Here is a 26706-nt window from a genome sequence, read left to right on the forward strand (position 1 = left end):
CGCCGGTCCGAAGGGCCGGCCTCCCAGCGGGAGGCCGGCCCTTCGGCGTGTGCGTGCGCCGCGGGCCGTGTGGCCGGGCGGCTCTGCGGCCCCAAGACTTCGACAGACCGGCCGTCCTCGCGTACGGGGGTGCGTCAGAGGGCGTCGGCGGGCGCGCCGGACGCCCCTGCCGTGCGGCCCAGTTCCACGGCCGTGCAGCGCCAGCGCCGGTCGCGGCCCAGTTCCAGACGGAAGGCCATGGCCCGCAGCTGGTCGCCCGCGGCGATCCGGGCGAAGGCCTCGACGGCGCCGTCGCGCGGCACGTAGTAGCCGATGTCGCGGACGACGGGCCGGGTGCCACGGGTGCGCAGGGAGCCGCGTTCGGCGAGCCGCGTGAGGTCGTCGTAGGCCTGGCCCGCGGTGTGGCGCAGCATCCAGTGGACCGGGCGCTGGCCGCTGAGGACGAGCAGCAGGCGGTCGGCGAAGAGGTCGGTGGGGCGGGGCTGCGGCACCGGGCGGTGAGGCGTGGCCTGGGCGGGGACGGCCGTCGGGCGGGGCGTCGGCCGGGCGGGCGGGGCTGTCCCGGCGCCGCGTGTGGCCTCGCGGCCGACGGTGGGCGTCGGCGGCTCGGGGCTCAGCGGGCCGGGGAGGGCCCGGGACGGACTGCCCGGTGCGGTCGGCCGGGTGCCGGGCGGGCGTGCGGTGGAGGGCGCGCCGGGGGCCGGGACGAGGGTCCCGGGGGAGCCCGGCGGCCTGACGGTCGGGGCGGTGCCGGCCCGGGGTGCGGGGCCCCCGGGCCGGCGTGGGTCGCGTCGGGTCGGCGGCCGGGTGCCCGGCCGGGCCGGGGCGTGGGCGGGGAGGGCCGCGGCGGCGGAACGCGGGGCGAGGTGCTCTCGGTTGGTCCTGGTCATGACCTTGTCCATGACGCGCAGGCCGGCGGTTGCGGTGGTGGTGATGTCCATGAGGTCCCCGTTCGACTGGCCCGGCCATACCGGGCGGTAACTTCGCGGTGGGGATCTTGTACGGGGTGCGGGACCGGGGCGGCAAGGACCCCCCGAGCCCGTGGCCGGGCCACGGAAAGTTCACCTATCAGGGTGGTGAGGGGATGCCCCGGCCAGTGTCCCGAGGGGTGGGCCGGGTGAATTCCGGGACCGGGGTGGACGTCCCAGAGGCCGGGGACGGCAACTCGAAAGGGGACACCGACCGTATCCTGAAGGCCCATCGGGGAGCTCCGAGCCCCATGGGTCCGGTCAGTCCTCCGACACGAAAGCGGCCTGCTCATGCGCGTCTACGTCCCCCTGACCCTCTCCGGTCTCGCCGAGGCGTACAAGACGGGTCAGCTGGAGGCCGAGCCGTTCGTGGCGTACGCCGTCACGCCCGCGCTGCGCGAGTGGTACCTCTCCGACGACATCGAGGAGCTCGAGTACGCCGCTCTGAGCCGTGCCGCGCTGGCCTCGCTGCGGCTGCTCGCCGCGGAGCCCGGTGCCGTGCGGCGCCGGGTCGTGGTCGCCGTCGACGTTCCCGAGGGCTCCGCCGTGGCCGGCCCCGACCGGGGGCTCGACCCGGCCGCGCTCGGTGAGGTGCGGCTCGGCGCGGCCGTACCGCTGGCCAAGGCCGCCGCGGTGCATGTCGACTCCGACGACGCGGAGGAGGACGTGACGGCGGCGGTGCGGGCGCTCGAGGCGGCGGACGGCGGGGACGACGACGCGCAGTTCGTCGTGGACGGCGCCGAGGACCACGAGCTGCTGTGGTTCGCCACGCAGGAGATCCCGAACCTGGTGGGCCAGGGCGCCTGAACCCGCATCGTCCCCCTGCCGCCGCACCGGACCCTGGAAGCCGTGGTGGGGGTCCGTTTGCGCCTCCGCGCGCCGCTGACCTGTGCTTCTCCTGATTGTCAGTGGGGGCGGGTACGTTCTTGGGCATGGGGATGCACAACGCGGCGCACATCGTCTGGGACTGGAACGGGACGCTGTTCCACGACAACGACGCCATCATCGGGGCGACGAACGCGGCGTTCGCCGAGCTGGGCCTGGAGCCGATCACGCTGGAGCAGTACCGGGCGCTGTACTGCGTGCCGGTGCCGAAGTTCTACGAGCGGCTGATGGGACGCCTGCCCACCGACGCCGAGTGGCTGGTCATGGACGACACCTTCCACCGGTACTACACCCAGCACCGCATACGCTGCGGGCTGACCGAGGGCGTGACCGAGCTGCTGACGCACTGGGGGGCGGCGGGGCGCAGCCAGTCGATCCTCAGCATGTACGGGCACGAGGAGCTCGTGCCGCTGGTGCGGGGGTTCGGGATCGAGGCGCACTTCCTCCGCGTCGACGGGCGGACGGGGCCGTCCGGGGGCAGCAAGGCCGAGCACATGGTGCGGCATCTGCGGTCGCTGCGCCGTGTGGACGCCGGACGGACCGTGGTGATCGGGGACGCCGCCGACGACGCGGTGGCCGCGCTGCACGTGGGGGCGCACGCGGTGCTCTACACCGGGGGGTCGCACAGCAGAGCCAGCCTGGAGACCGTGGGCGTGCCGGTCGTGGACACGCTGGCGGAGGCGGTCGCCGAGGCGGAGCGGATCGGGGCGTAGGGCGGCCACGGACCCCCGCAAGGGCAGGGAGGGACCGGTGCGGGGCGCACCTGCCTGGCACTCCCCGCACCGTCAGCCGGACCGGACGCTCAGCGCACCGCCGGCCCGCCGCGACACCGGGGCGAGACGCCTGGCTCTGCCGGACGGCCCGCTCAGGTGACCGGCGCCTTCGCCCGCAGCACGGTCAGGAACTCCCGCATCCACGCCGAGTGGTCCGGCCAGGCCCGGGAGGAGACGAGGGTGCCGTCGACGACGGCCTCGGCGTCGGCGAACGTGGCGCCGGCGGCCTGCATGTCGAGTTCGAGGGCGGGATACGCGGTGACACGGCGGCCGCGCAGACCGTCCACCGAGGCGGTGAGGAGCGGGCCGTGACAGATCTGGGCGACGGGCTTGTCCGCGTCGAAGAAGGACTTGAGGAGCTTGCGCAGCTCGGGGTCGTTGCGCAGGTACTCGGGCGCACGGCCGCCGGGGACGACCACGGCCACGTACTCGCCGGGCTCGACCTCCGAGAAGGCGAGGTCGGCGGGCCAGGTGTAGCCGGGCTTCTCGGTGTACGTGTCGAAGCCGTCCTCGAAGTCGTGGACGACGAACTGGAGCTTCTTGCGGGTCGGGGCGGCGATATGGACCTCGTAGCCCTCCTCGCGCAGGCGCTGGTAGGGATAGAGGACTTCCAGGGACTCCGCCGCGTCTCCGGTGACGATGAGGATTTTCGCTGTCATGGCCGTGCGCTCCCCTCAGGACCGTGGCTTCTTGGGGCAACCTGCCGCCTCGGCGGCGCCTTGCCAAGAGGCGCGCTCGGTTTCAGCCTGCGCGCCCCCGGCGCAGCCGTCGACTTTTCCGGCCACGGATCACAGGTGACGGAGTTTCCGGCACGGATCACAGGGAACGTGGCTTCTCCGGCCATGGACCACAGGGGCGGCCGGACGGACCGCCGTGGCCCAGGAGTCACCCGCAGTCACCCGATCGAGCGCATGTACCCCACTTCGGCCGTCCGTCTCTGTGCAGAACGTCAAAGTTCGCCCCCCAGTTTTGTACACATACGGCTCATGACGTGCCCCCCGGAAGGAGCGATAGCCTGGTGGCGTGATCAGCGCGATATCTCGCGGGGGCGCCGACGCCCCTGCCCCGCGCCCGGAGAGCACGGAGGACATCCGTGACCGGGCGGCGGTCGCTGGTCTTCGCGGGCGGGGCGGGGTCGTGACGGCCCCCAGGACGCCGAACACCCCTCCGAGCACCCACCGGATCCGGACAGCGCCCACTTCGGCGTCCCGTCCCCCGGTGGCATCGGAATCGGCCGACAACCGACCGCGCTTCTCCCTTCGCGGCACAGCGACGGCACGGACCGGACACCCCGCGTCGCTGCGGCGCCGGGCCGGGCAGGGAGAGACCGAACACCTTTCAACGTCACGCAACGGCGCGCGACAGGAGTCAGAGGACAATGCAGACCAAGCTGGACGAAGCCAAGGCCGAGCTGCTCGAACGGGCCGCCCGGGTAGCTGAGAACAGCCCGGTCGGGGGGCACCTACCGACTGGGACGACGGAACACGGCACCCCCGACCGGGCCGCCGTGCTCGCGTTCCTCCAGCGCTACTACCTGCACACCGCCCCGGAGGACCTGTCCGGCCGAGACCCGGCCGACGTCTTCGGAGCCGCCTACTCGCACTTCCGCCTGGCCGAGAACCGCCCCCAGGGCACGGCCAACGTGCGGGTGCACACTCCCACGGTCGAAGAGAGCTCGTGGGCGAGCAGCCACTCGGTGGTCGAGGTCGTCACCGACGACATGCCGTTCCTGGTCGACTCCGTCACCAACGAGCTGACCCGCCAGGGCCGCGGCATCCATGTCGTGATCCACCCGCAGGTCGTCGTGCGACGCGATCTGACCGGCAAGCTCATCGAGCTGCTCAGCACGCCGCACACCGGCGAGTTGCCGCACGACGCGCACGTCGAGTCCTGGATCCACGTCGAGATCGACCGTGAGACCGACCGCGCCGACCTCAAGCAGATCACCGTCGATCTGCTGCGCGTCCTGTCCGACGCCCGTGAGGCCGTCGAGGACTGGGAGAAGATGCGCGACGCGGCCCTGCGCATCGCCGAGGACCTCCCGCAGGAGCCCGTCGCCGACGACCTGCGCAGCCAGGAGGTCGAGGAGGCCCGCGAGCTGCTGCGCTGGCTGGCCGCCGACCACTTCACCTTCCTCGGCTACCGCGAGTACCAGCTGCGCGACGACGACTCCCTGGCCGCCGTCCCCGGCACCGGCCTCGGCATACTGCGCTCCGACCCGCACCACGCCGGGAACGAGAGCCACCCCGTCAGCCCGTCCTTCGAGCGGCTGCCCGCCGACGCCCGCGCCAAGGCCCGGGAGCACAAGCTCCTCGTCCTCACCAAGGCCAACAGCCGCGCCACCGTCCACCGCCCGTCGTACCTCGACTACGTCGGCGTGAAGAAGTTCGACGAGAACGGCGAGGTCGTCGGCGAGCGCCGCTTCCTGGGCCTGTTCTCCTCGGCCGCGTACACCGAGTCCGTGCTGCGTGTGCCGGTCATCCGCCGCAAGGTCGACGAGGTCCTCCGGGGCGCCGGCTTCTCGCCCGCCAGCCACGACGGCCGCGACCTGCTCCAGATCCTGGAGACCTACCCGCGCGACGAGCTGTTCCAGACGCCCGTCGACGAGCTCCAGGCGATCGCCACCTCCGTGCTGTACCTCCAGGAGCGGCGCCGGCTGCGCCTGTACCTGCGCCAGGACGAGTACGGCCGCTACTACTCCGCGCTGGTCTACCTCCCGCGCGACCGCTACACCACCGGCGTACGTCTGCGGATCATCGACATCCTGAAGGAGGAGCTCGGCGGCGTCAGCGTCGACTTCACCGCCTGGAACACCGAGTCGATCCTGTCCCGGCTGCACTTCGTGGTCCGTGTCCCCCCGGGCACCGAGCTGCCGCAGCTGTCCGACCTCGACAAGGAGCGCATCGAGGCCCGTCTGGTCGAGGCCGCCCGCTCCTGGGCCGACGGCTTCGCCGACGCGCTCAACGCCGAGCTCGGCGAGGAGCGCGCCGCGGAACTGCTGCGCCGCTACGGCAACGCCTTCCCCGAGGGCTACAAGGCCGACCACAGCCCGCGCGCGGCGGTCGCCGACCTCATCCACCTGGAGCGGCTGGACGAGCACAAGAACTTCGCGCTCAGCCTCTACGAGCCGATGGGCGCCGCCCCCGACGAGCGCCGCTTCAAGATCTACCGAAAGGGCCAGGCCGTCTCCCTGTCCGCCGTCCTGCCGGTCCTCAACCGGCTCGGCGTCGAGGTGATCGACGAGCGCCCCTACGAACTGCGCTGCGCCGACCGCAGTGTCGCCTGGATCTACGACTTCGGCATGCGCGTGCCCAAGACGCAGGGCGGCGGCAACGGCGACTACCTCGCCGACGACGCCCGTGAGCGGTTCCAGGAGGCCTTCGCCGCCACCTGGACCGGCAAGGCCGAGAACGACGGATTCAACTCCCTCGTGCTGAGCGCCGGGCTGAACTGGCGGCAGGCCACCGTGCTGCGCGCGTACGCCAAGTACCTCCGCCAGGCCGGCTCCACCTTCAGCCAGGACTACATGGAGGACACCCTCCGCAACAACGTCCACACCACCCGGCTGCTGGTGTCGCTGTTCGAGGCGCGGATGTCGCCCGACCGGCAGCGAGCGGGCCACGAGCTGGTCGACGCCCTGCTGGAGGAGCTGGACGCCGCGCTCGACCAGGTCGCCTCGCTCGACGAGGACCGCATCCTGCGCTCCTTCCTCACCGTGATCAAGGCGACGCTGCGCACCAACTTCTTCCAGGAGGCGGCGGGCGGCCAGTGGCACGACTACGTGTCCATGAAGTTCGACCCGCAGGCCATCCCGGACCTGCCCGCGCCGCGCCCGGCCTTCGAGATCTGGGTCTACTCGCCCCGCGTCGAGGGCGTGCACCTGCGGTTCGGCAAGGTCGCGCGCGGCGGTCTGCGCTGGTCCGACCGGCGTGAGGACTTCCGTACCGAGATCCTCGGCCTGGTCAAGGCGCAGATGGTGAAGAACACCGTCATCGTGCCGGTCGGCGCCAAGGGCGGCTTCGTCGCCAAGCAGCTGCCGGACCCGAGCGTGGACCGGGACGCGTGGCTGGCCGAGGGCGTCGCCAGCTACAAGACCTTCATCTCCGCGCTGCTCGACATCACCGACAACATGGTGGCCGGCGAGGTCGTGCCCCCGGCGGACGTGGTCCGCCACGACGAGGACGACACCTACCTCGTCGTCGCCGCCGACAAGGGCACCGCGACCTTCTCCGACATCGCCAACGGGGTCGCCGAGCAGTACAACTTCTGGCTGGGCGACGCGTTCGCCTCCGGTGGTTCGGCCGGATACGACCACAAGGGCATGGGCATCACCGCCCGCGGTGCCTGGGAGTCCGTCAAGCGGCACTTCCGCGAGCTGGGCGTGGACACGCAGAGCGAGGACTTCACGGTCGTCGGCATCGGCGACATGTCCGGTGACGTGTTCGGCAACGGCATGCTGCTCAGCGAGCACATCCGCCTGGTCGCCGCCTTCGACCACCGGCACATCTTCATCGACCCCAACCCCGACGCGGCCACCGGATACGCCGAGCGCCGCCGGCTGTTCGAGCTGCCGCGCTCCAGCTGGGCCGACTACGACACCGGGCTGATCTCCGCGGGCGGCGGCGTGTTCCCGCGCACGGCCAAGGCGATCCAGCTCAACAGCCACATCCGGGAGGCCCTCGGCATCGAGGAGAAGGTCTCCAAGATGACGCCGGCCGACCTGATGAAGGCGATCCTGCACGCTCCGGTCGACCTGCTGTGGAACGGCGGCATCGGCACCTACGTCAAGTCCTCCAACGAGTCGAACGCCGACGTCGGCGACAAGGCCAACGACTCCATCCGCGTCGACGGCAGCGACCTGCGGGTCAAGGTCGTCGGCGAGGGCGGCAACCTGGGCCTGACCCAGCTCGGCCGCATCGAGTTCGCGCTGCACGGCGGGCGGATCAACACCGACGCCATCGACAACAGCGCGGGCGTGGACACCTCCGACCACGAGGTGAACATCAAGATCCTGCTCAACGGTCTGGTCACCGAGGGCGACATGACCGTCAAGCAGCGCAACAAGCTGCTCGCCGAGATGACCGACGAGGTCGGCCGTCTGGTGCTGCGCAACAACTACGCGCAGAACACGGCGATCGCCAACGCCCTCGCCCAGTCCAAGGACATGCTCCACGCCCAGCAGCGCTTCATGCGCCACCTGGTGCGCGAGGGCCACCTCGACCGGGCGCTGGAGTTCCTGCCGACCGACCGCCAGATCCGCGAGCGCGTGACCTCCGGGCAGGGCCTGACCGGCCCGGAGACCGCGGTCCTGCTGGCGTACACGAAGATCACGGTCGCCGAGGACCTGCTGGCGACCACGCTGCCGGACGACCCGTATCTGCGCAGCCTGCTGGACGCCTACTTCCCGACCGCGCTGCGCACGGAGTTCGCCGCGCACATCGACAACCACCCGCTGCGCCGCGAGATCACCACGACCGTCCTGGTCAACGACACGGTCAACACCGGTGGTACGACGTATCTGCACCGGATGCGCGAGGAGACCGGGGCGTCGCTGGAGGAGATCGTGCGGGCGCAGACCGCCGCGCGCGTGATCTTCCGCTCGGGGGAGGTGTGGGACGGCGTCGAGGCCCTCGACAACCGGGTCGAGGCCGCGGTGCAGACCCGCATCCGGCTGCACTCGCGCCGCCTCGTCGAGCGCGGTACGCGGTGGCTGCTCAACAACCGCCCGCAGCCCCTGGAGCTCGCCGAGACGGTCGCCTTCTTCGCCGAGCGGGTGGAGCAGGTCTGGCAGCAGATGCCCAAGCTGATCAAGGGCGCGGACCTCGAGTGGTGGCAGCAGATCCACGACGAGCTGACCGCCTCCGGTGTGCCGGACGAGCTGGCGAGCCGGGTGGCCGGGTTCTCCTCCGCCTTCCCGGCGCTGGACATCGTCTCGGTGGCCGACCGCACGGGCCAGGAGGCGCTGGAGGTCGCCGAGGTCTACTACGACCTCGCCGACCGGCTCCGCATCACCCAGCTCATGGACCGCATCATCGAGCTGCCGCGTGAGGACCGCTGGCAGTCCATGGCGCGTGCCGCCATCCGCGAGGACCTGTACGCGGCCCACGCGGCGGTGACCGCCGACGTCCTGGCGGTCGGCGACGGCTCCTCGACACCGGCGGAGCGCTTCGAGCTGTGGGAGCGGAAGAACCAGGCGCTCCTCGGCCGCGCCCGCGTCACGCTGGAGGAGATCCAGGGCTCGGAGGCGTTCGACCTGGCGAACCTGTCGGTGGCGATGCGCACGATGAGGACCCTGCTGCGCACGCACACGTGACGCCATGAGAACGGGAGGCGCCCCGGGCCACTGGCCCGGGGCGCCTCCCGTTTCTCCGAGCCGTTCGCTCAGGCGGGCACGGAAGCCGCGGGGGCGGGCTTCGGCCGAGGCCTGGGCTTGGCGTCGCCGGTGAACTTCTCGTACTCGCGCATGACCTCCTCCGTGGGCCCGTCCATGCGCAGTTCGCCGCGCTCCAGCCACAGCACGCGGTCGCAGGTGTCGCGGATCGACTTGTTGTTGTGGCTGACCAGGAACACCGTGCCCGCGGACTTGCGGAGCTCGCGGATACGGGCCTCGGAGCGCTTCTGGAAGGAGCGGTCACCGGTGGCGAGCGCCTCGTCGATCAGCAGGACGTCGTGGTCCTTGGCGGCGGCGATGGAGAAGCGCAGCCGGGCCGCCATGCCGGAGGAGTAGGTGCGCATCGGCAGGGTGATGAAGTCGCCCTTCTCGTTGATGCCGGAGAAGTCGACGATCTCCTGGTAGCGCTCCTTGATCTGCTCCCGGGTCATGCCCATGGCGAGGCCGCCGAGGTGGACGTTGCGCTCGCCGGTGAGGTCGCTCATCAGGGCCGCGTTCACGCCCAGCAGGGAGGGCTGGCCGCCGGTGTAGATCCGGCCGTTCTCCACGGGCAGCAGACCGGCGACCGCCTTGAGCAGGGTCGACTTGCCGGAGCCGTTGGTGCCGATCAGCCCGATGGCCTCGCCCTTGTACGCCACGAAGGAGACGTTCTTCACGGCGTGCACCGTGCGCACGCCCGAGGCCTTCTCGGCCTGCCCGCGGCGCAGGATGCGGTTGAGGGCGGCGGTGGCCGAACCTCGGCCGCCGCCCGTGCCGTTGACGCGGTAGACGATGTCGACGTGGTCGGCGACGACGGTGGGGACGCTCTCGGCGGTCCCGGGAATGAGTTCAGCCACGGCCGTACGTCTCCTCAGCCTTCCAGAAGTAGATGAAACCGCCGATGCCGGCGAGGAGGGCCCAGCCGGTCGCGAGCGCCCAGACGTGCGGCGGGAGCTGGCTCCCGTGGAAGCTGTCGATCAGGGCGAAGCGCATCAGGTCGATGTAGACGGCGGCCGGGTTCAGCTGGAGGACGGTGCCCACCCAGGACGGCAGATCGGTGTGGGTGCGCAGGATGTGGTCGATGCTGAACATCACGCCGGACGCGTACATCCAGGTCCGCAGCACGAACGGCATCAGCTGCGCCAGGTCGGGGGTCCTGGCGCCGAGGCGGGCCAGGACCAGCGAGACACCGGCGTTGAAGACGAACTGGAGCACCAGCGCCGGGACCGCCAGCAGCCAGGACGCGGCCGGCGGCACGCCGAAGCCCAGCAGGATCACGGACAGCGCGGCCATCGAGAACAGCAGCTGTTGCAGCTGCTGGAGGCAGAACGAGATGGGCAGCGCGGCCCGCGGGAAGTGCAGGGCCCGCACCAGGCCGAGGTTGCCGGAGATCGCGCGCGTGCCCGCCAGGATCGAGCTCTGTGTGAACGTCCAGATGAACACGCCCGTCACCAGGAAGGGCACGTAGTCGGGGACTCCGCGCTTGGTCTGGAGCAGCACGCCGAAGATCAGGTAGTAGACCGCCGCGTTCAGCAGCGGTGTCATCACCTGCCAGAGCTGTCCGAGCTTCGCCTGGCTGTACTGGGAGGTGAGCTTGGCGGTGGAGAACGCCGCGATGAAGTGGCGCCGGGCCCACAGCTGGCGGATGTAACCGGGCAGCGAGGCACGGGCGCCGCTGACCGTCAGCCCGTGGCGCGCGGCCAGCGCGGCGAGGTCGCCGTCGGCCGGCGGCGCCGTGGGGGGCGGTGCTTGGAGGACCTGGCTCACATCGGCTGCTTTCGCTCGGGGGGTGGCGGTGCGGCGGGGGTCCTTACCCCTCTCTTACGTACGTCGGGACGGGACCGTATCGTCGCAACGTGAGCGTAGGCCGAGTCGGCGTCGGGACGCAACCGTATCGTCGTGACGCCCTACGTCGGAACGCAACCGTTTCGTCGCAACGCCCTATGCTGTCCGCATGACCAACGCCGACGGATCCCAGCCGAGCCCCCGCCGCCGGTCGCCCGCGGGTGCCGCCGTTCTCCGGGAGGACGTCACGGAGGCGATCCGGGCGGCTGTCTTCGAGGAGCTCGCGGCGGCCGGGTACGCGCGGATGTCGATCGAGGGGATCGCGCGGCGGGCCGGGGTCGGCAAGACGGCGGTGTACCGGCGGTGGCGTTCCAAGCTGCATCTGGTGCTCGACATCGTGTCGGCCATCGCCGTGCAGGGGCTGCCGGCGCCGGACACGGGCTCGCTCGAGGGGGACCTCCGTGTGCTGTACGAGGTGACCTCGCGGGCGCTGCGGCATCCGGTCGCCTCGCAGATCATTCCCGACCTCCAGGCCGAGGCGGCCCGTAACCCCGAGATCGCCGAGCTGATGCAGAAGGCTCTGCGGGAGGGGCAGGAGGGGGTCGCGCTGAAGATCGTCGCGGCGGCGGTGGGGCGGGGGGAGATGCGGGACGGGGTCGACGAGGAGATCGCCCTCGACCTGATCTCCGGGCCGCTCTACTGGCGGGCGGTCGTGGTTCGCCACCCCAAGCTGCCGAAGGGGTATCTGGCGGCGTTGGCCCGGGCGACGGCGGGGGCGCTGGCGGTGTTGTGACGGCCTGTCGCGCTGCCCGCGGGCTTGTTTGAAAGGCTGGGCGGTGTCGGCGCCAGGGCGTTTGCGCGGCTCGGCGTCAGCGACGTACCGCCCGGTGGTTGCTGAAGGCCGGGGCGGTGCGCAACTCGGCGCGACGAGGTGCCTCCCCGGAGGGGGACCCCCAGCGCCCACCCGTGCCGCCCTTAGCGGCACGCATGCCCGCAGCGGCGGCGCGCGGCCCCAGGCGACGGGCGACGGGAAGCCGCGTACGGCGGCAAGGGGACGGGGCGGGGGGTGTCCGCCCGCAGCGGCCGCCGTCAGACACCAGAACCCCCGCAAGGGACCGTATCGGCGGACCGAGGACGGACCCCCGCCCCGGCCCCGCACCACCCGCCAACCGCAGGCGCCGCCGCCAGGCATCGGCGGCCGGACGTCGTACACCACGGCCCGCTCGCCCGTCTCCCGCAGCGCGCGGACGACGTGCGCCCCGATGTATCCGGCCCCGCCGGTGATCAGCCAGGTCATTCGGACGTCCCCTCTTCGGCGGCGCTTCCCCGCCCCCAGTGAACCAGGGGCAGAACACCCCACGGACCGGGAAGGTCACGCACCGCGACAGAGACTCTTCACGTGGCCCAAAGCCGTACCCGACCCGATCGACGCCCCGCCTTGGAGGCGTGACCGCTACGGCTCCGCGCGCCCCGACGTCACCGCGGCCAGCTCGCTCGCCGCGGCGCTGTCCAGCGCGCCGGTGAGCTGATCGAGCCGGGCGCGCAGTTCGCCGATCTCCGCGGGGTCGAAGCCGGTCGCCTCGACGATCCGGCGCGGCACGGCGAGCGCGCGTTCGCGCAGGGCCTCGCCCTCGGCGGTCAGCCGGACCTCCACCGAACGCTCGTCGCGCGCGCTGCGCTCGCGATGGACGAGTCCGGCCGACTCCAGCCGCTTGAGCAGCGGGGACAGGGTCCCGGAGTCCAGCCGCAGATGCTCGCCGAGCTTCTTGACCGGCTGTTCGCCCCGCTCCCAGAGCACCAGCATCACCAGGTACTGGGGGTAGGTCAGGCCCAGGTCCTTGAGGATCACGCGGTAGACGCCGTTGAAGGCGCGCGAGGCGGCGTGCAGGGAGAAGCAGATCTGGCGGTCCAGGCGGAGCCAGTCCTCCTGTGCGGCGCCGGACGGTGTCGGGGTCATGCCTCCAGGGTAGCTCCGGCCCTCCATTTAGTTGTGCGCAACTTAATTGTGTGCTCTACTTGTGGTCGTGAGGGCGGCACAGGGCCGCCGGAGCCCGACTTCACCCGGTTCCCGAGAGGAATGGTTTTCCATGGACGCGCTGTACACCGCTGTCGCCACCGCCACCCACGGCCGTGAGGGCCGCGCCGTCTCCTCCGACGGCAAGATCGACCTCGCGCTCGCCATGCCGGTGGAGCTCGGCGGCAACGGCCAGGGCACCAACCCCGAGCAGCTCTTCGCCGCCGGGTACGCCGCGTGCTTCGGCAGCGCCCTGGGTCTCGTCGGCCGCCAGGCCAAGATCGACGTGAGCGACGCCGCCGTGACCGCCGAGGTCGGCATCGGCAAGGAGGGCGAGGGCTTCGGCCTGGCCGTCACGCTCCGCGTCGAGCTGCCCGCGCACGTGGACGAGCCGACCGGCCGCAAGCTGATAGAGACGGCCCACCAGGTCTGCCCGTACTCCAACGCCACCCGCGGCAACATCGACGTCGACATCGTCGTCGAGTAGTCGTCGTCCGCTGGTCCGCTAGCGAGTCCGCCAGTCCGCGGGAACAGGCGCCCGACAGATCAGCCGACCCGCGCCAGCACCTCTCCCGTCCGCTCGCTCCAGGCGACCAGCACGGCCTCCTCGGGCAGTGTCTGCCGGGGCGTGAGCAGCAGCCAGCGCACCCGGTGGCGGCGGACGAGGGCGGTGCGTTCGGCGCGGGTCGACCCCGGGGCGAGATAGGCCCGCACGTCCGCCAGCCGCCGCAGCCGCTCGCGCTCGTCGAGCGCCGGGTCGGGCCGGGCGGGCGCGACGAGGTCGGCGCCGTACCCCGGGAGCGCGCCCCGCGCGTGCGGCCCGTCGGTCAGCACGACCTGACCGGGACGGACGTACTGCGCGGCCCACGCGTACGACGGCCCGCGCGGCGGCTGCGCGAAGCCGGCCGGATCCAGCGAGCGGGGGACGACCGCCCCGGCCTGGACGGTCAGGAAGCCCGCGCAGGCCGCCACCGCCGCGACCGCGCCCAGCAGCCGCCGCCGGGCGGGCCACGGGCGCGGCGCCGCCAGTTCCACCGCGAGCGCGCACTGGAGCGGCAGGAGGGAGAGCCCGAGGACCCTGCCGTAGGTGTGGTGGCCGCTGAACCAGCCGTACGCCGTCAGCAGGGAGCCCGCGGCGAACATGAGCACGAGCGGATCGCGCGGGCCGGACCGGCGCAGGCGCGGCCACAGCGCGGGCAGGCCCACCAGGACCGCCGCCCAGACCTGTCCGGGCAGGGAGTCGTAGAGCCGCCGGTGGACGGCGTCGAGGCTGCCGTTCCCTGCGAGGCCGAACACCTCGAAGTAGGGCCAGGCGGCCGCCGTGGCCAGGGTGACCGCGCAGGTCAGCGCCCAGCGGCCGGCCACCGCGGGGCCCCACGCGCGCTGCCGTCCGGCGACGATCGCCGCCCCGCCCGCCAGGGTGCCCGCCGCGGTGACCGGGTGGACCAGTAGGGCGAGGCCGTAGAGCAGGCCGAGGCCCGCGTAGCCGGTCAGGCTCGGCAGACCGCGCGGTCCGACGAACCGCACCCTCGCCGTGTCGTGCGCCCGTGCCCCGGTCAGGGCCCAGGCCCACAGGGCGAGGCCGGTCGCGAGGACGGCCGGGTGGGCGAGGCCGCCGACCAGCGGCATCAGGCCCGTGAAGCCGCTCCACGCGGCGGGCTCGGTGCCCCACAGCAGCGTCGTCGCGGCCAGGGCGAGCACCGGCGCCCACGGCCGGGGCGTGAGCATCCGCACGAAGCGGCCGAGGCCGGTCAGCAGCACCAGCAGGTTCAGCGGCCCCGCGAGCCGCACCACCTCCCAGCCGGACATCCCCGCCGACCGCGCGGACAGGCCCTGGGCGAGCGCGTACGGCGAGTAGTACGGGCTGCCCGCGCCGGGCAGCCCGGCCGTCGGGTGACGTGGACTGAGCAGGTCCGCCTTGAGGCGCTCGACGACCGCCGCGTGCTGGCCCGTGTCGCAGCACTGCGGGAGCCGCCAGTACGCCAGCGTGATCAGCAGCCAGAACAGGAACCCGAAGACCTGGTACGGGCTGGGACGCCACTGCCGCCCGCCGCGCAGGGCCGTGGCACCGCGGGTCGGCCGTCCGGCCAGGACCTCGGCGCTCACCGGGCGGTGACGGAAGGGGGCGTGAGGGGCATTGACCGTATATTCCCGACCGGGTCAACGGCACCGCCTCGGCTCACCTCATCGAGTGAACCCGTTCACCCCGCCCAGCACGGGCACCCGGACGGCACGGGCAGCCGGACGGCGCCGGCACCCGGACGGCACCCGCCCAGCACCCGCACCCGCACCCGAGGTACGCCGCCCCGGAGGCACGCCACACACCACCCCCGAAGCGCCCCCCCACACCGGACGACTCACACCCGACGACGTCTGGAGCGTCGCCCGCCGGGTCGCCCGGACGGCCGCAGGGTGGCCGGCCGGGACGGGGTGGGCCGCGACGAACTGCGGGGCATACGCACTCCCGGGAGGTGAACGCCGTTCAGTGGCTGTCGGCGATGGTGGCGGTGACGGTGAGGGGCCCCGAGGGCCGCGGGACGGTCGCGAGAAGGGGCCGTTCGAGCGAATCGGCGGCCGAGGGGACGGGGTGCCGCGACTCCGGCGGCGCCACGGGCGGCGTCCCCGGCTCACCCAGCACCACATGCCGTACGACCCGCTCGGCCGCCCGGCCGTCGTCGTGCGGGCAGAACCGCCCACGGAACGCCGCCCGCAGCTGCGCCGAGCGCGAGCCGCGCCAGTGGCCGGTGGCGAAGATGTCGGTCAGCTCGTCCTCGCTGCGGGCCACCGCGCCCGGCGGGAAGGCCCGCAGGTCGAAGTAGGTGCCCCGGGCGGCCTCGTAGGCCTCCGGGTCAGGGGTGTGGAGGACGATCGGCCGGTCCAGCACGGCGTAGTCGAACATGATCGACGAGTAGTCGGTGACCAGGGCGTCCGAGGCCAGACAGAGCTTCTCGACGCTCGGGTGGCCGCTCACGTCGATGATCCGGGCGCCTTCGCCCAGCGGGCCGGGCTGGCGGTGGTGGGCGCGGGCCAGCACCACGAAACGCGGGCCGAGGCGGCGCAGCACCCGCTCCAGGTCCAGCTCGGGGGCCTGGCCGCGGCGGTAGTCGCGGTGGGTCGGGGCGTACAGGATCGCGACCGAGCCGCGCGGGACGCCGAGGCTCTCGCGCAGCCGGGCCACGTCGGCCGAGGTCGCCTGCTGGAAGACGTCGTTGCGGGGGTGGCCGTACTCCAGCGTGGTGTAGGCGCCGGGGTGGACGCGCTGCCAGGTCAGGGTGGCGTGGCGGTTGGCGGAGACGACGTAGTCCCAGGACCCGGCGTCGCGCAGCAGCTCGGCGGCGTCCAGGTTCCCGCCGGCCGCGGGGCGTTCGCACAGGTCCAGGCCCATGTGCTTGAGGGGCGTGCCGTGCCGGGTCTGCACGAGGACCTGGCCGCGCCGCTTGACCAGGCGGCGGTCGAAGGCGTCGTTGTCGACGAGGTACTTGGAGCGGGCGAGGGCGGTCCAGTAAGCGGCCGTGCCCGGGGTGAGGCGGCGGGTGGCGGGCGGCACGGTGTGGTGGTGCTCGGGGCGGGCGGCCCAGGCCGTGCGGATGTGCGGGGCCAGTTCGCGGAAGGCCGACTCCAACGCGCCGGGGTTGCAGGAGTGGCCGTGGCCCCCGTACGCGGCGAACACCGCCCGGTCGGCGCGCAGCGGAAGCCCGCGCTGGACGCGGTAGTGCAGACGCAGCGCGGCCGTGCGCAGCAGACGGCCGAGCCGGGCGGCGAGCCGGGCCGCGCGGTGGGCGAGCCGCCGGGTCAGGCCCAGGGCCCGGTAGACGCGGTGCGCGCCGAGGCGGACCAGGGCGTCCCGCAGCCGGGCGCGCAGGGGGTGCCGCCGCCCGACCGCCGAGGAGAGGCGGGGCGGGACCGGTGTGTCCGGGGCGCGGTGGCGGCGGTGGAGGTCGCGGGCCCGGCGCAGGAACTCGGCGCGGCTGCGGCGCGGCGGCCTTCCGGGGCCGGTGAACACCTCCGACAGATGGTCGGCCATGCGCCGGAACAGCACCGGCCGCCACTCGTCGAGGCCGGGCCGTTCACCGAGGAACGCGAACAGCCGGTCGTACTGCTCGAAGAGGTCGAGGTGCCGCTCCCCGCCCGTGGGCAGGCGCGGCCGGCGCAGCACGCACACCCGGTCCAGCGTCACGATCGACTCGGCCGTCAGCAGCACCTGATACGTCCAGGGCGTGCCCTCGTGCCGGCCCGCCGGGAAGGCCGGGCCCCCGGACCGGACGAACTCCCGCCGGCAGACCTTGTTGCAGGCGAGGGCCGGCAGGCGCAGCAGTTCCGGCCGGTCCGCCAGGCCGAACGGGGCCGGGCCCCGCTCGCCGAGGTGTCCTGCGCCCTCGTCCCGCAGCCGCGCGCCGGTCCAGTCGGTCCGTGCGAAGCCGTGCACCAGCACGTCCGGTTCGCCCGTCTCCTTCAGCCGGTCGGCGATCGCCCGCAGGGCGTCCGGGGCGAGGGTGTCGTCGCCGTCCAGGAACACCAGGTAGTCCCCGGCCGCAGCCCGGACGCCCGCGTTGCGGGCGCCGCCGGGGCCCCGGTTCTCCGGCAGCGCGAGCGGGCGCACCCGTGGATCGAGGGCGGCGAACTCGGCGGCGATCGCGCCGCAGACGTCCGGCGAGCGGTCGTCCACCACGATCAGTTCGAGATCGGCGTACGACTGGCCGAGGACCGAACCCAGGCACTCGTGCAGATACGCCTGCACCTTGTACGCGGGGACAATGACACTGAACCTGGGCAAGGGATCATCCATGGGTCGGCGCGGGGCGTTCTGCCCGGCAACGGCCTCCGGAGCGAGGCGGTTACGCCGTGTACCGCGTGCGGGGGACGATCCGTGTGCTTGAGCGGGCGGACCGGTCGCGGTCCGTCCGCCAACGGGGTTCGAAGGAGGGCTACTTCACCGCGCCCGCCATCACCCCGGACACGGACTGCCGCCGGAACGCGAAGAACACGGCCAGCGGGATCACCATCGAGATGAACGCGCCCGGGGCCAGCACGTCGATGTTGCTGCCGAACTGCCGTACCTGCGTCCGCAGCGCGACCGTCACGGGCCGGCTGCCCGCGTCGGAGAACACCAGCGCCACCAGCATGTCGTTCCACACCCACAGGAACCGGAAGGTGCCCGGGCCGGCGATGGCCGGTGCGCCCAGCGGCAGCACGACCCCGAGGAACAGCCGGAGTTCACCGCCCCTCCAGCCGGGCCGCCTTCAGCAGCCGACGGGTATGTCCGCGAAGAAGTTCCGCGGCTCCGTCGACCGCGCGATCGGGGACGCCTCGTGACGGGGCGTCCGGTCGCCCCGCCGACACGGGTTGCCCTTCCGGCGGGGTCGCACCCGGGGCCTGTCCGACGGACTCCCGCCCGCCGCGCGGCACCCGGCACACGCGAGGACGGGCCCGGCACACGCGAGGGGCCCGGCGCGCGCAAGGACGGGCGACGGCTCAGAGGAGCGAAGGCACCTCCGCCGCGGACACCTCGCGGGCCGCGCGCTGAAGGGCGCTCGCGAGGAGGGCCAGGTCCGTCGGGCCGTTGCCGAGTTCGCGGACGGGGCGGCGGGCGGGCGGGTCGCCCATGCGCTCCCAGTCCAGGGGCACGACCGTCGGGCGCAGGGTCGCCGTGCGCGGGATACGGCCCGTGACCCGGCCGCCCTGGAACGCCGTGCCGCGGCCGTCCGATCCGGTCGACCGGCCCCGGCCGGGCGCCGGTTCGTCCGGCCCCGGGGCGGGCGCGTCGAGCGTGACCCGCAGCGTGGCCCGCCGCGCCGGTTCCGTCTCGGCCGTACGGCCGCCCGGTCCGGTCGCCGCCACCAGGTGCACGCCGAGCCGCTCGCCCTCGCGGGCCACCGACTCCAGCGCCCGCATCACGGACCCGGCGGCGGGCCGGCCGGGCGAGCCCAGCGCGGGGGAGACCAGCGCGTCGAGGTCGTCCACGACCACGACCAGGCGGGGCAGCGCCGGCGCCGCCTCCGTACGCCGGCGGGCCGCGCCGGGGCGCAGCCGCAGGGTGGAACTGGGCGGCGCGTCCAGGTCGCCGGTGCCGGAGGAAGGGGTGCCCGCAGTGCCGGGGGCCGTGCGCTGGGCGACCAGACGGGCGGAGACCTCCTGCCGGGCGTGCCAGGCGGCGAAGTCCTCGCGCCCGAGCAGTTCGGCGCGGCGCTTCAGCTCGGCGCTCAGCGACTGCGCGAACTCCCGCATGCGGACCGGGTCGTTGGCGAGCAGATGGGTGGTGACGTGCGGGACGTCCGTGCACACGTGCAGTCCGTCGCCGTGGCCACTGCCCGCGCCGACGCTGTCCCGGCCGTCCATCAGGACGATGCCCAGCCGGTCCGGGCGCTCGGCCGCCGCCAGCGAGGCGACGACCGCCCGCAGCAGTTCGGTGCGGCCGCTGCCCGAGGGGCCCTCGACCAGCAGATGCGGGCCGTCGGCGACGAGGTCGGCGACCACCGGGCCGCGGGGTCCGGCGCCCAGGACCGCCGAGGCCCGGCCGCCGGGGGAGGCGGTGTCGTCGGCGGCGTCGGCCCAGCGCGCCATCAGCGAGGCCGGGGTGGCCCGTGCCAGCCCCAGCTCGTCCAGCAGCCGCGCGGCCTGCGGCAGCGGGGCGGACGCGCGGGGGTGCCGCTCCCCGGAACCGTCGGTGCGCAGCGGCGCGAGCGCGCGGCCGAACCGCTCGGCCCAGGCGGCGGACACGGCGTCCACCGCCCCGACCGTGCCATGGCCCACCGGGGCGCGGCGCGCGGCCGGGCCGGAGCCGGTGCGGGCCACCCGCAGCAGCCGCAGCGCCCCGGCCACGTCACCGCTGAGCAGGGCGACGGCGCCGCACTCACGGAAGGTCGGCGTCGCCGCGCAGGCCGCCTCGTACGTCTCCATGACCGGCGACGCGGGCGAGGCCGCGGGCGTCTCGGCCAGACACAGCACATGGATGCCGGCCTTCGGCCCCTCCGCCGCCAGCCGCGCGACCGCGTCCCGCAGCCCGGCCCCGCCGGGGTCGCCGTCCACGACCACGACGGTGTACGGGCCGGGGTGCCCGCTCACCGGGTCCGGGCCGTCCTCGTCGCGGGCCCAGGAGGGGCGGCGGGAGGCGCGGGCGGTGGTCCGGGGGCCGGTGGCTCCGGGGTCGCCCGGAGCCGGGGGCGGGGTGCCGGGACCCGTGGGCCCGGGGGCGACCGCCGGTCGCGTGCCGGTCGCCGAGGGGACCTGCCCCGGGCCGGTGGCCCCGGGCGCCCCGGATATACCGGCGCGCGCGGACCCGACCAGCGGCCCGTGCCCGCCGTCGGCCCGCTCGGCGAGCTGGTCGTCCAGGTGGCGGAGCAGTTCCTCGGCGCGGGCGGCGGCCTGCTCACGGTCGTAGGCGAGCAGCAGACGGCAGTCCTGGCCGTGGCCCGGCCGCAGATGCGGCAGCCAGCCGAGCCAGGACCACTCCGCGACGCGTTCCTCGACGGGCCGGGCGCGGTCGGTGCTGATCAGCACGATGTCCAGGGCGTCCGGCGAGTGCAGCGCGGCGAGCTGGGCCAGCACCGAGCGCGCCAGCCCGGACAGCCGCGGGCGCGGTCCGGCCAGGCCCAGGGCGCCCGCCTCGCGCAGGCCCGCCGTGACGGGCACGGCGGGCAGCAGACCCGAGCCGTCGGGTGCCGAGCGGTCGGCGGTGCCGAGCCGGACGGTGAGGGCCTCGGGGTGCCCGGCCCCGCGCTCCCACAGCCGGGGGCCGGGGCCCAGCGCGGTCAGCAGCAGCGCGGCCGGATCGGGCCAGGTGTCGGGCAGCCCGGCCGCGCTCGGGGAGAGCCGGACGAGCGGGCCGTCGTCCCGCGCGTCGTCGTACACCGCGTTCTCGGCGGGTTCCGTCTGTTCCGTACGTCCCCCGGCGAGCCGCCGGGCCCAGGCGGACAGGCCGCCGCGCCGCCGCCCGCCCTCACGCGCGGAACCCTGGCCGGGCCAGGACTCGTGCCCGGCGTCCGGGCCGGCGGCGGAGAGGCCGGGGCCGCCCGGCCTGCCGTGGCTCGCCCGGGCACCCTCCTCGTAGCGCCCGGCACCGGTGCGTCCCGCGTGGGTCTCGGTGTCGGAGGTGACGCGCCGCTCTATCAGCGGCGCCCCCGCCTGGCCGGGTACGACGGGCGGCTCCGTACGGGAGTGCTCCTGCGCGCCGGGCGGGTCCCAGGACGCCGGGGCGTGCGCCACGGTGGGCTCCTCGGTGCCGGCACCGGCTTCCGGGTCGGTGGCGGCGTCGGACGGGGTGACCCGGATGTGGCCCTCCCCGTCCGGGGCCGTGGTGAGCCGGGCGGGCGACCCGCCCGCGGGGGCGGACACCCGCAGCGCCGACTCGCCGATCCGCAGCAGCGCGCCCGGCGCGAACCGCACCGGGCGGTCGCCGACACGCGAGCCGTCCAGCACCGTCCCGTTGGTGGAGCCCAGGTCCTCGACCGAGACCTGCCCGTCCGGCGCCAGGGTCACCGCGCAGTGCAGCCGCGACACATCGGGGTCGTCCAGAGGCACGTCGGCGTCGGCGGAGCGGCCGACGCGGACCTGGCCGCCGTGCAGCAGATGCACCCCGCCCGCGTCCGGGCCCGCGACCACGTGCAGCTGGGCCGGGGCGGAGTCGACCTCCGGATGCGGCTCGGGCCCGGCGGAACCGCCCACGGACAGCACGGCGCCGTCCACCAGCGGGGGCTCGCCCAGGGTGCAACGCTGGGTGTCCAGCCGCTCCTCCCCGGCGTACAGCACGGGCGCGCCGCGCTCGGGCCGGTCGGCGCCGCCGTCCCCCGAGACCGCCGCGGCCAGGGCCGACGCCACCGCCGCCAGGGCCGTCCCCGCGGGAGCCGTGACCAGCACGTCACGGCGCAGGGCACGGCCGCGCGCCTCGGCGGGCCCCAGCGGGTCTACGACGGTCAGCCGGATCTGCATGTCCGTCAGCGGTCCCTTCTGCGCGCGGGCGCGGACTCCCCCCACCACCACACGAGCACGTCGGCCAGTACTGCACGCATCCTCGCACCTGCCACCGACAGCGCGCCCGCCGCCCGCTGACAAGTGATCTTGATTGGTCGGCTCTGCCCGCAAAAGTGCCTGACCAATGGCGCACCGACGACCGCTTGAGACCGGTCTTGAGATCGGTCACGTCCGCTTCGGGCAACCGTGGGACCGGGTCGAGCGTCTTTTCGAGGAACGTTTGCCCGTCGCGATACCGCGATCCGTACGTATCAACCCATGAACAACCCATGATGACGACAGGCCGTCCCCCCAGGGTGCGGCACTACAGTGGTTCGGAACACCGGCAAGCAAGCAGCAGGGAGCGCGTGACGTGCGGCCAGTCGGCAGCAAGTACTTCCTCGAGGAGCCGCTCGGCCGCGGCGCCACGGGAACCGTCTGGCGAGCGCGCCAGCGTGAGACCGCCGGGTCCGAGGCGGCCGTGCCCGGCCAGCCCGGTGAGACCGTCGCGATCAAGGTCCTCAAGGAGGAGCTCGCGAGCGACGCGGACATCGTGATGCGCTTCCTGCGCGAACGCTCCGTCCTGCTCCGGCTCACCCACCCCAACATCGTCCGGGTCCGCGACCTGGTGGTCGAGGGCGAGCTGCTGGCGCTGGTCATGGACCTCGTCGACGGCCCCGACCTGCACCGCTACCTGCGCGAGAACGGCTCCTTCAGCCCCGTCGCCGCGTCCCTGCTGACCGCCCAGATCGCCGACGCGCTCGCCGCCAGCCACGCCGACGGCGTGGTCCACCGCGACCTGAAGCCGGCCAACGTCCTGCTGCGGCAGAACGGCGGCGAGATGCACCCGATGCTGACCGACTTCGGCATCGCCCGGCTGGCCGACTCCCCGGGCCTGACCCGCACCCACGAGTTCGTCGGCACCCCCGCCTACGTCGCCCCCGAGGGCGCCGAGGGCCGCCCGCAGACCTCCGCCGTCGACATCTACGGCGCCGGCATCCTGCTCTACGAGCTGGTCACCGGCCGCCCCCCGTTCTCCGGCAGCTCCGCTCTCGAGGTGCTCCACCAGCACCTCAGCGCCGAACCGCGCCGCCCCTCCACCGTCCCCGAACCGCTGTGGACGGTCATAGAGCGCTGTCTGCGCAAGAACCCCGCCGAGCGCCCGAGCGCCGTGAACCTCGCGCGCGGCCTGCGGGTCGTCGCCGAGGGCGTCGGGGTGCACGCGAACTCCGCGCAGATCGCGGCCGCCGAGAACGTCGGCGCGCTGCTCGCCCCCGACCCGGACCCCACCGCCGTGCCGGGCTCCGCGGACCCCACCCAGGTGCTGCCGCAGAACGGGCACGGGGCCTTCGACCCGAACGCCGCCACCAGCGTGCTGCCGCACACCGGCCCGGCGGGCGCCGCCGACCCCACCGCCGTCCTGCCGAGCACCGGGGCGGCCGACCCCACCGCCGTCATGCCGCCGGTGCCGCAGAACCAGCCCGGTGGACCCGAGGACCCGCACCCCTGGCAGTCGCAGATGCGCGCCGCCCGCGACCGCAACGAGCAGACCCAGGTCCAGTACCTCGACCCCAACCAGGACCCGCTGCGCCGCCGCCCCCAGCGCCAGGTCGCCCGGCCGCAGCCGCAGCCCCAGCAGCCGCGCCCCCAGCAGGGCCGGCAGCAGCAGGGTCGGCAGCAGCAGGGCCCGCCGCCCGGCTACGGCCATCCGCAGCAGCAGCCCCAGCGGTACGCGCCCCCGCCCCAGCCGCAGCCCCAGCCGCAGCGGTACGCGCCGCCCGCGCCCGCCCCGCAGCCCCGGCAGCCGCAGCGCGAGCCCCGGCAGCCGCGCCAGCGCAGCGCCAACCCGATGCGCATCCCCGGACTCGGCTGCCTGAAGGGCTGCCTGTTCACGATCATCATCCTGTTCGTGGCGGGCTGGCTGGTCTGGGAGCTGAGCCCGCTCCAGGGCTGGATCGGCACCGGCAAGGGCTACTGGGAGCAGCTCAGCGACTGGTTCGGCACGGTCACCGACTGGATCGGGGAACTGGGGAGCAACACTCCGCAGTGACGCCTCGCGCGCCGAGGCGACTTCGTGGATTTGTCGACAACCAGCGGGTGATTTCCGCCTCGACGGTGAAGGTCGGCTCCTCGGACGCGTAGTTTTAGGGCGTGTTTCGAAAGTCCCCGCCCGGCCCGGGCGGACGACGGCGGTCCCGGAACACGCCCTAGCGCAACACGCGTCTGTAGGAGCAGTCTTGGCACGGAAGATCGGCAGCCGGTACACCGCGAACCAGATCCTGGGACGGGGCAGCGCCGGCACGGTGTGGCTGGGCGAGGGGCCCGAGGGTCCCGTCGCCGTCAAGCTCCTGCGCGAGGACCTCGCGTCGGACCAGGAGCTGGTCGGCCGGTTCGTGCAGGAGCGCACCGCCCTGCTCGGCCTGGAGCACCCGCACATCGTCTCCGTGCGCGACCTCGTGGTCGACGGCAACGACCTCGCCCTGGTCATGGACCTGGTCCGGGGCACCGATCTGCGCACCCGGCTGGAGCGGGAGCGGCGGATGGCGCCCGAGGCGGCCGTGGCGATCGTCGCGGACGTCGCCGAGGGGCTCGCCGCGGCCCACGCGGCCGGGGTGGTGCACCGGGACGTCAAGCCGGAGAACGTCCTGCTCGACATGCAGGGACCGCTGGGCCCGGGCGGCGCGCACCCGGCGCTGCTGACGGACTTCGGGGTCGCCAAGCTCATCGACTCACCGCGCCGCACCAGGGCCACGAAGATCATCGGCACGCCGGACTATCTCGCCCCGGAGATCGTCGAGGGGCTGCCGCCGCGCGCCGCCGTCGACATCTACGCGCTGGCCACCGTCCTGTACGAGCTGCTGGCCGGCTTCACGCCGTTCGGCGGGGGTCACCCGGGCGCGGTGCTGCGCCGGCACGTCACCGAGACCGTGGTGCCCCTGCCGGGCATCCCGGAGGAGCTGTGGCAGCTGATCGTGCAGTGCCTGGCCAAGGCGCCGGCCTCCCGGCTGCGCGCCTCCGAGCTCGCGGCGAGGCTGCGGGAGCAGCTGCCGACGCTCGCGGGGATGCCTCCGCTGGACGTGGACGAGCCGGACGCGGAGCCGGAGGAGGACGCCGAGGCCCCGGGCCCGGCCGCGGCGGCCGACGGACCGGTGTCCCCGGCCGGCGGCGGCCCGGAGCGCCGCGGGGCGGTGTCCCTGGTCCCCGGCGCCAAGCCGGACTCCAACCGTGACACGCATACGTCGATGAGGGTGCCGGCGCCCGACGAGCTGGCCGGGGGAGCGCGGGGTACGGCGCGGGCGCCCCGGGCGGCGGGGGCGCCCCGGCCGGGGTCCGCGCGGCACCGGGCGTCTGCGCGGCGGCGACGGGTGACGCTGGGGGTGGCGGCCGTGGCGTTGGTCGCGGCGGTCGGGGCGGGGACCTGGGCGGCCACCTCCGGTGACGACTCCGAGGCGACCCCCGACGACCGCGGCTCCTCGGCCCCGGCGTCCCCCTGACCCCCGGGGCTCCGCCCACCCCCCGGGGCTCCGCCCACCCCCCGGGGCTCCGCGCCCCGCACCCCCGGCCTTCGTCCGTCCACCGCCCGTGCTGTGCGTCCGAGAAGCTGAGGTGCGGGGCACCGTCCCGTGCCGGGCGGCCGAGAGGGCAGGCAGGGCGGGTACCGCCTTCCCCGGCCCTGCCCGCCTGGCGGAGCCGTTACGCTGGGAGCGTGGCAGTCGTCGATGTATCCGAAGAGCTCAAGTCCCTCTCCTCGACCATGGAGTCGATCGAGGCCGTTCTGGACCTCGAGAAGCTGAGGGCAGACATCGCCGTGCTCGAGGAGCAGGCGGCCGCGCCGTCCCTGTGGGACAACCCGGACGAGGCGCAGAAGATCACCAGCAAGCTCTCCCACCTCCAGGCCGAGGTCAGGAAGACGGAGGCGCTGCGCGGGCGGATCGACGATCTCTCCGTGCTGTTCGAGATGGCCGAGGAGGAGGACGATCCGGACACCCGTGCCGAGGCCGAGGCCGAGCTCGCGTCCGTCAAGAAGGCGCTGGACGAGATGGAGGTCCGGACCCTGCTGAGCGGTGAGTACGACTCCCGCGAGGCGCTCGTGAACATCCGCGCCGAGGCCGGTGGCGTCGACGCCGCCGACTTCGCCGAACAGCTCCAGCGGATGTACCTGCGCTGGGCGGAGCGGCACGGCTACAAGACGGAGCTCATCGAGACCTCGTACGCCGAGGAGGCCGGCATCAAGTCGACCACCTTCTCCGTGCAGGTGCCGTACGCCTACGGCACGCTCTCGGTCGAGCAGGGCACCCACCGGCTGGTCCGGATCTCGCCCTTCGACAACCAGGGGCGGCGGCAGACCTCCTTCGCGGGCGTCGAGGTGCTGCCCGTGGTCGAGCAGACCGACCACGTCGAGATCGACGAGTCCGAGCTGCGGGTGGACGTCTACCGCTCCTCCGGCCCCGGCGGCCAGGGCGTCAACACCACGGACTCCGCGGTCCGGCTGACGCACCTCCCCACCGGCATCGTCGTCTCCTGCCAGAACGAGCGGTCGCAGATCCAGAACAAGGCCACGGCCATGAACGTCCTCCAGGCCAAGCTGCTGGAGCGGCAGCGCCAGGAGGAGCGGGCCAAGATGGACGCCCTCAAGGACGGCGGCAGCTCCTGGGGCAACCAGATGCGCTCCTACGTCCTGCACCCGTACCAGATGGTCAAGGACCTGCGCACCGAGTTCGAGGTCGGCAACCCGCAGTCCGTGCTCGACGGTGAGATCGACGGCTTCCTGGAGGCCGGAATCCGCTGGCGCAAGCAGCAGGAGAAGTAGCCTCCGAGAGAGGTGACCTCGTCGACATGACCGTCGGCTCCCCAACCGCCCCTGCACTCAGGGGCGGTTGTCGTTTGTCCGGGTTCTACAGCTCGCTCACAGAGATGAATTCCGGCATAGCGCACTCGAGTTGGGCAATGCGCTCCGTAACGTCC

16 protein-coding genes and 2 pseudogenes are annotated in these 26706 nt (G+C 73.8%); 8 read left to right on the forward strand and 10 right to left on the reverse strand.

The features are described from left to right. Positions 1 to 134: 134 nt before the first annotated feature. Positions 135 to 902, reverse strand: coding sequence for an Rv3235 family protein (locus ACFYR0_RS15690; RefSeq protein ID WP_389327731.1), 768 nt, complete (start codon positions 900 to 902; stop codon positions 135 to 137). Between the two features lie 357 nt (positions 903 to 1259). Between ACFYR0_RS15690 and ACFYR0_RS15695 the strand changes: the two genes are divergently transcribed. Together ACFYR0_RS15695 and ACFYR0_RS15700 are read left to right on the forward strand one after the other, a co-directional pair. Next, positions 1260 to 1775, forward strand: a complete 516-nt coding sequence (locus ACFYR0_RS15695; protein ID WP_389327156.1) for a DUF6912 family protein — start codon at positions 1260 to 1262, stop codon at positions 1773 to 1775. A 125-nt stretch (positions 1776 to 1900) separates the two neighbouring features. Further along, on the forward strand, positions 1901 to 2566 hold the full coding sequence (locus ACFYR0_RS15700; RefSeq protein WP_389327159.1) for an HAD family hydrolase: 666 nt from the start codon (positions 1901 to 1903) through the stop codon (positions 2564 to 2566). 152 nt (positions 2567 to 2718) lie between these two features. Here ACFYR0_RS15700 and ACFYR0_RS15705 read toward each other — a convergent pair whose 3' ends face one another. Continuing rightward, a complete protein-coding gene (locus ACFYR0_RS15705) occupies positions 2719 to 3285 on the reverse strand; it encodes a DJ-1/PfpI family protein (RefSeq protein WP_389327161.1) in 567 nt (188 codons plus the stop codon). A 719-nt stretch (positions 3286 to 4004) separates the two neighbouring features. On the opposite strand from ACFYR0_RS15705, the gene ACFYR0_RS15710 reads away from it, so the two are divergent. Next, entirely contained in the window at positions 4005 to 8939 is a 4935-nt protein-coding gene (locus ACFYR0_RS15710; protein ID WP_389327165.1) for an NAD-glutamate dehydrogenase, read from the forward strand. A 68-nt stretch (positions 8940 to 9007) separates the two neighbouring features. Here ACFYR0_RS15710 and ACFYR0_RS15715 read toward each other — a convergent pair whose 3' ends face one another. Further along, a complete protein-coding gene (locus ACFYR0_RS15715) occupies positions 9008 to 9853 on the reverse strand; it encodes an ABC transporter ATP-binding protein (RefSeq protein ID WP_389327168.1) in 846 nt (281 codons plus the stop codon). Then, entirely contained in the window at positions 9846 to 10763 is a 918-nt protein-coding gene (locus ACFYR0_RS15720) for an ABC transporter permease (RefSeq protein ID WP_389327171.1), read from the reverse strand. The genes ACFYR0_RS15715 and ACFYR0_RS15720 overlap by 8 nt, the downstream gene beginning before the upstream one ends. Positions 10764 to 10950: 187 nt before the next feature. On the opposite strand from ACFYR0_RS15720, the gene ACFYR0_RS15725 reads away from it, so the two are divergent. Further along, the gene (locus ACFYR0_RS15725; protein WP_389327174.1) at positions 10951 to 11574 is read left to right on the forward strand and encodes a TetR/AcrR family transcriptional regulator; all 624 of its coding nucleotides are present in this window, start codon (positions 10951 to 10953) and stop codon (positions 11572 to 11574) included. A 411-nt stretch (positions 11575 to 11985) separates the two neighbouring features. Here the strand turns inward: ACFYR0_RS15725 and ACFYR0_RS15730 are convergent. After that, positions 11986 to 12078: pseudogene (locus ACFYR0_RS15730) on the reverse strand (NAD-dependent epimerase/dehydratase family protein); the annotation flags it as partial. A gap of 156 nt (positions 12079 to 12234) precedes the next feature. Further along, a complete protein-coding gene (locus tag ACFYR0_RS15735) occupies positions 12235 to 12738 on the reverse strand; it encodes a MarR family winged helix-turn-helix transcriptional regulator (protein WP_389327177.1) in 504 nt (167 codons plus the stop codon). A gap of 130 nt (positions 12739 to 12868) precedes the next feature. Here ACFYR0_RS15735 and ACFYR0_RS15740 point away from each other — a divergent pair, with 130 nt between their 5' ends. Then, positions 12869 to 13282 carry an organic hydroperoxide resistance protein gene (locus tag ACFYR0_RS15740; RefSeq protein ID WP_356690504.1) on the forward strand — a complete coding sequence of 138 codons (414 nt, stop codon included), beginning with the start codon at positions 12869 to 12871 and terminating at the stop codon, positions 13280 to 13282. A gap of 59 nt (positions 13283 to 13341) precedes the next feature. Here ACFYR0_RS15740 and ACFYR0_RS15745 read toward each other — a convergent pair whose 3' ends face one another. From ACFYR0_RS15745 to ACFYR0_RS15760, 4 genes and pseudogenes are all read right to left on the reverse strand, one after another. Further along, positions 13342 to 14901: a hypothetical protein gene (locus tag ACFYR0_RS15745; protein ID WP_389327181.1), complete on the reverse strand. Its 1560-nt coding sequence runs from the start codon at positions 14899 to 14901 to the stop codon at positions 13342 to 13344. A gap of 376 nt (positions 14902 to 15277) precedes the next feature. Beyond that, positions 15278 to 17569 carry a CDP-glycerol glycerophosphotransferase family protein gene (locus ACFYR0_RS15750; RefSeq protein WP_389327184.1) on the reverse strand — a complete coding sequence of 764 codons (2292 nt, stop codon included), beginning with the start codon at positions 17567 to 17569 and terminating at the stop codon, positions 15278 to 15280. Positions 17570 to 17720: 151 nt separating this feature from the next. Next, positions 17721 to 18071: pseudogene (locus ACFYR0_RS15755) on the reverse strand (ABC transporter permease subunit); the annotation flags it as partial. Between the two features lie 196 nt (positions 18072 to 18267). Continuing rightward, positions 18268 to 21720: an FHA domain-containing protein gene (locus tag ACFYR0_RS15760; RefSeq protein ID WP_389327187.1), complete on the reverse strand. Its 3453-nt coding sequence runs from the start codon at positions 21718 to 21720 to the stop codon at positions 18268 to 18270. A gap of 394 nt (positions 21721 to 22114) precedes the next feature. Here ACFYR0_RS15760 and ACFYR0_RS15765 point away from each other — a divergent pair, with 394 nt between their 5' ends. The 3 genes from ACFYR0_RS15765 to prfB all read left to right on the forward strand — a co-directional run bounded on the left by ACFYR0_RS15765 (position 22115) and on the right by prfB (position 26551). Beyond that, complete coding sequence (locus tag ACFYR0_RS15765) at positions 22115 to 23791, forward strand: serine/threonine-protein kinase (RefSeq protein ID WP_389327190.1); 1677 nt, start codon at positions 22115 to 22117, stop codon at positions 23789 to 23791. A 187-nt stretch (positions 23792 to 23978) separates the two neighbouring features. Next, positions 23979 to 25235 carry a serine/threonine-protein kinase gene (locus tag ACFYR0_RS15770; RefSeq protein ID WP_389327192.1) on the forward strand — a complete coding sequence of 419 codons (1257 nt, stop codon included), beginning with the start codon at positions 23979 to 23981 and terminating at the stop codon, positions 25233 to 25235. Between the two features lie 212 nt (positions 25236 to 25447). After that, positions 25448 to 26551 (forward strand): peptide chain release factor 2, encoded by a 1104-nt coding sequence (prfB, locus tag ACFYR0_RS15775; RefSeq protein WP_389327195.1) that lies wholly within the window; start codon positions 25448 to 25450, stop codon positions 26549 to 26551. Positions 26552 to 26706: the final 155 nt, after the last annotated feature.

The organism is Streptomyces sp. NPDC005017, assembly GCF_042873115.1.
GTDB lineage: Bacteria > Actinomycetota > Actinomycetes > Streptomycetales > Streptomycetaceae > Streptomyces.

Bases quoted from the DNA above. Each gene is read 5' to 3' on its own strand.
- ACFYR0_RS15690 (WP_389327731.1), bottom strand. From the start codon at position 902: ATGGACAAGGTCATGACCAGGACCAACCGAGAGCACCTCGCCCCGCGT.
- ACFYR0_RS15695 (WP_389327156.1), top strand. From the start codon at position 1,260: ATGCGCGTCTACGTCCCCCTGACCCTCTCCGGTCTCGCCGAGGCGTAC.
- ACFYR0_RS15700 (WP_389327159.1), top strand. From the start codon at position 1,901: ATGGGGATGCACAACGCGGCGCACATCGTCTGGGACTGGAACGGGACG.
- ACFYR0_RS15705 (WP_389327161.1), bottom strand. From the start codon at position 3,285: ATGACAGCGAAAATCCTCATCGTCACCGGAGACGCGGCGGAGTCCCTG.
- ACFYR0_RS15710 (WP_389327165.1), top strand. From the start codon at position 4,005: ATGCAGACCAAGCTGGACGAAGCCAAGGCCGAGCTGCTCGAACGGGCC.
- ACFYR0_RS15725 (WP_389327174.1), top strand. From the start codon at position 10,951: ATGACCAACGCCGACGGATCCCAGCCGAGCCCCCGCCGCCGGTCGCCC.
- ACFYR0_RS15735 (WP_389327177.1), bottom strand. From the start codon at position 12,738: ATGACCCCGACACCGTCCGGCGCCGCACAGGAGGACTGGCTCCGCCTG.
- ACFYR0_RS15740 (WP_356690504.1), top strand. From the start codon at position 12,869: ATGGACGCGCTGTACACCGCTGTCGCCACCGCCACCCACGGCCGTGAG.
- ACFYR0_RS15760 (WP_389327187.1), bottom strand. From the start codon at position 21,720: ATGCAGATCCGGCTGACCGTCGTAGACCCGCTGGGGCCCGCCGAGGCG.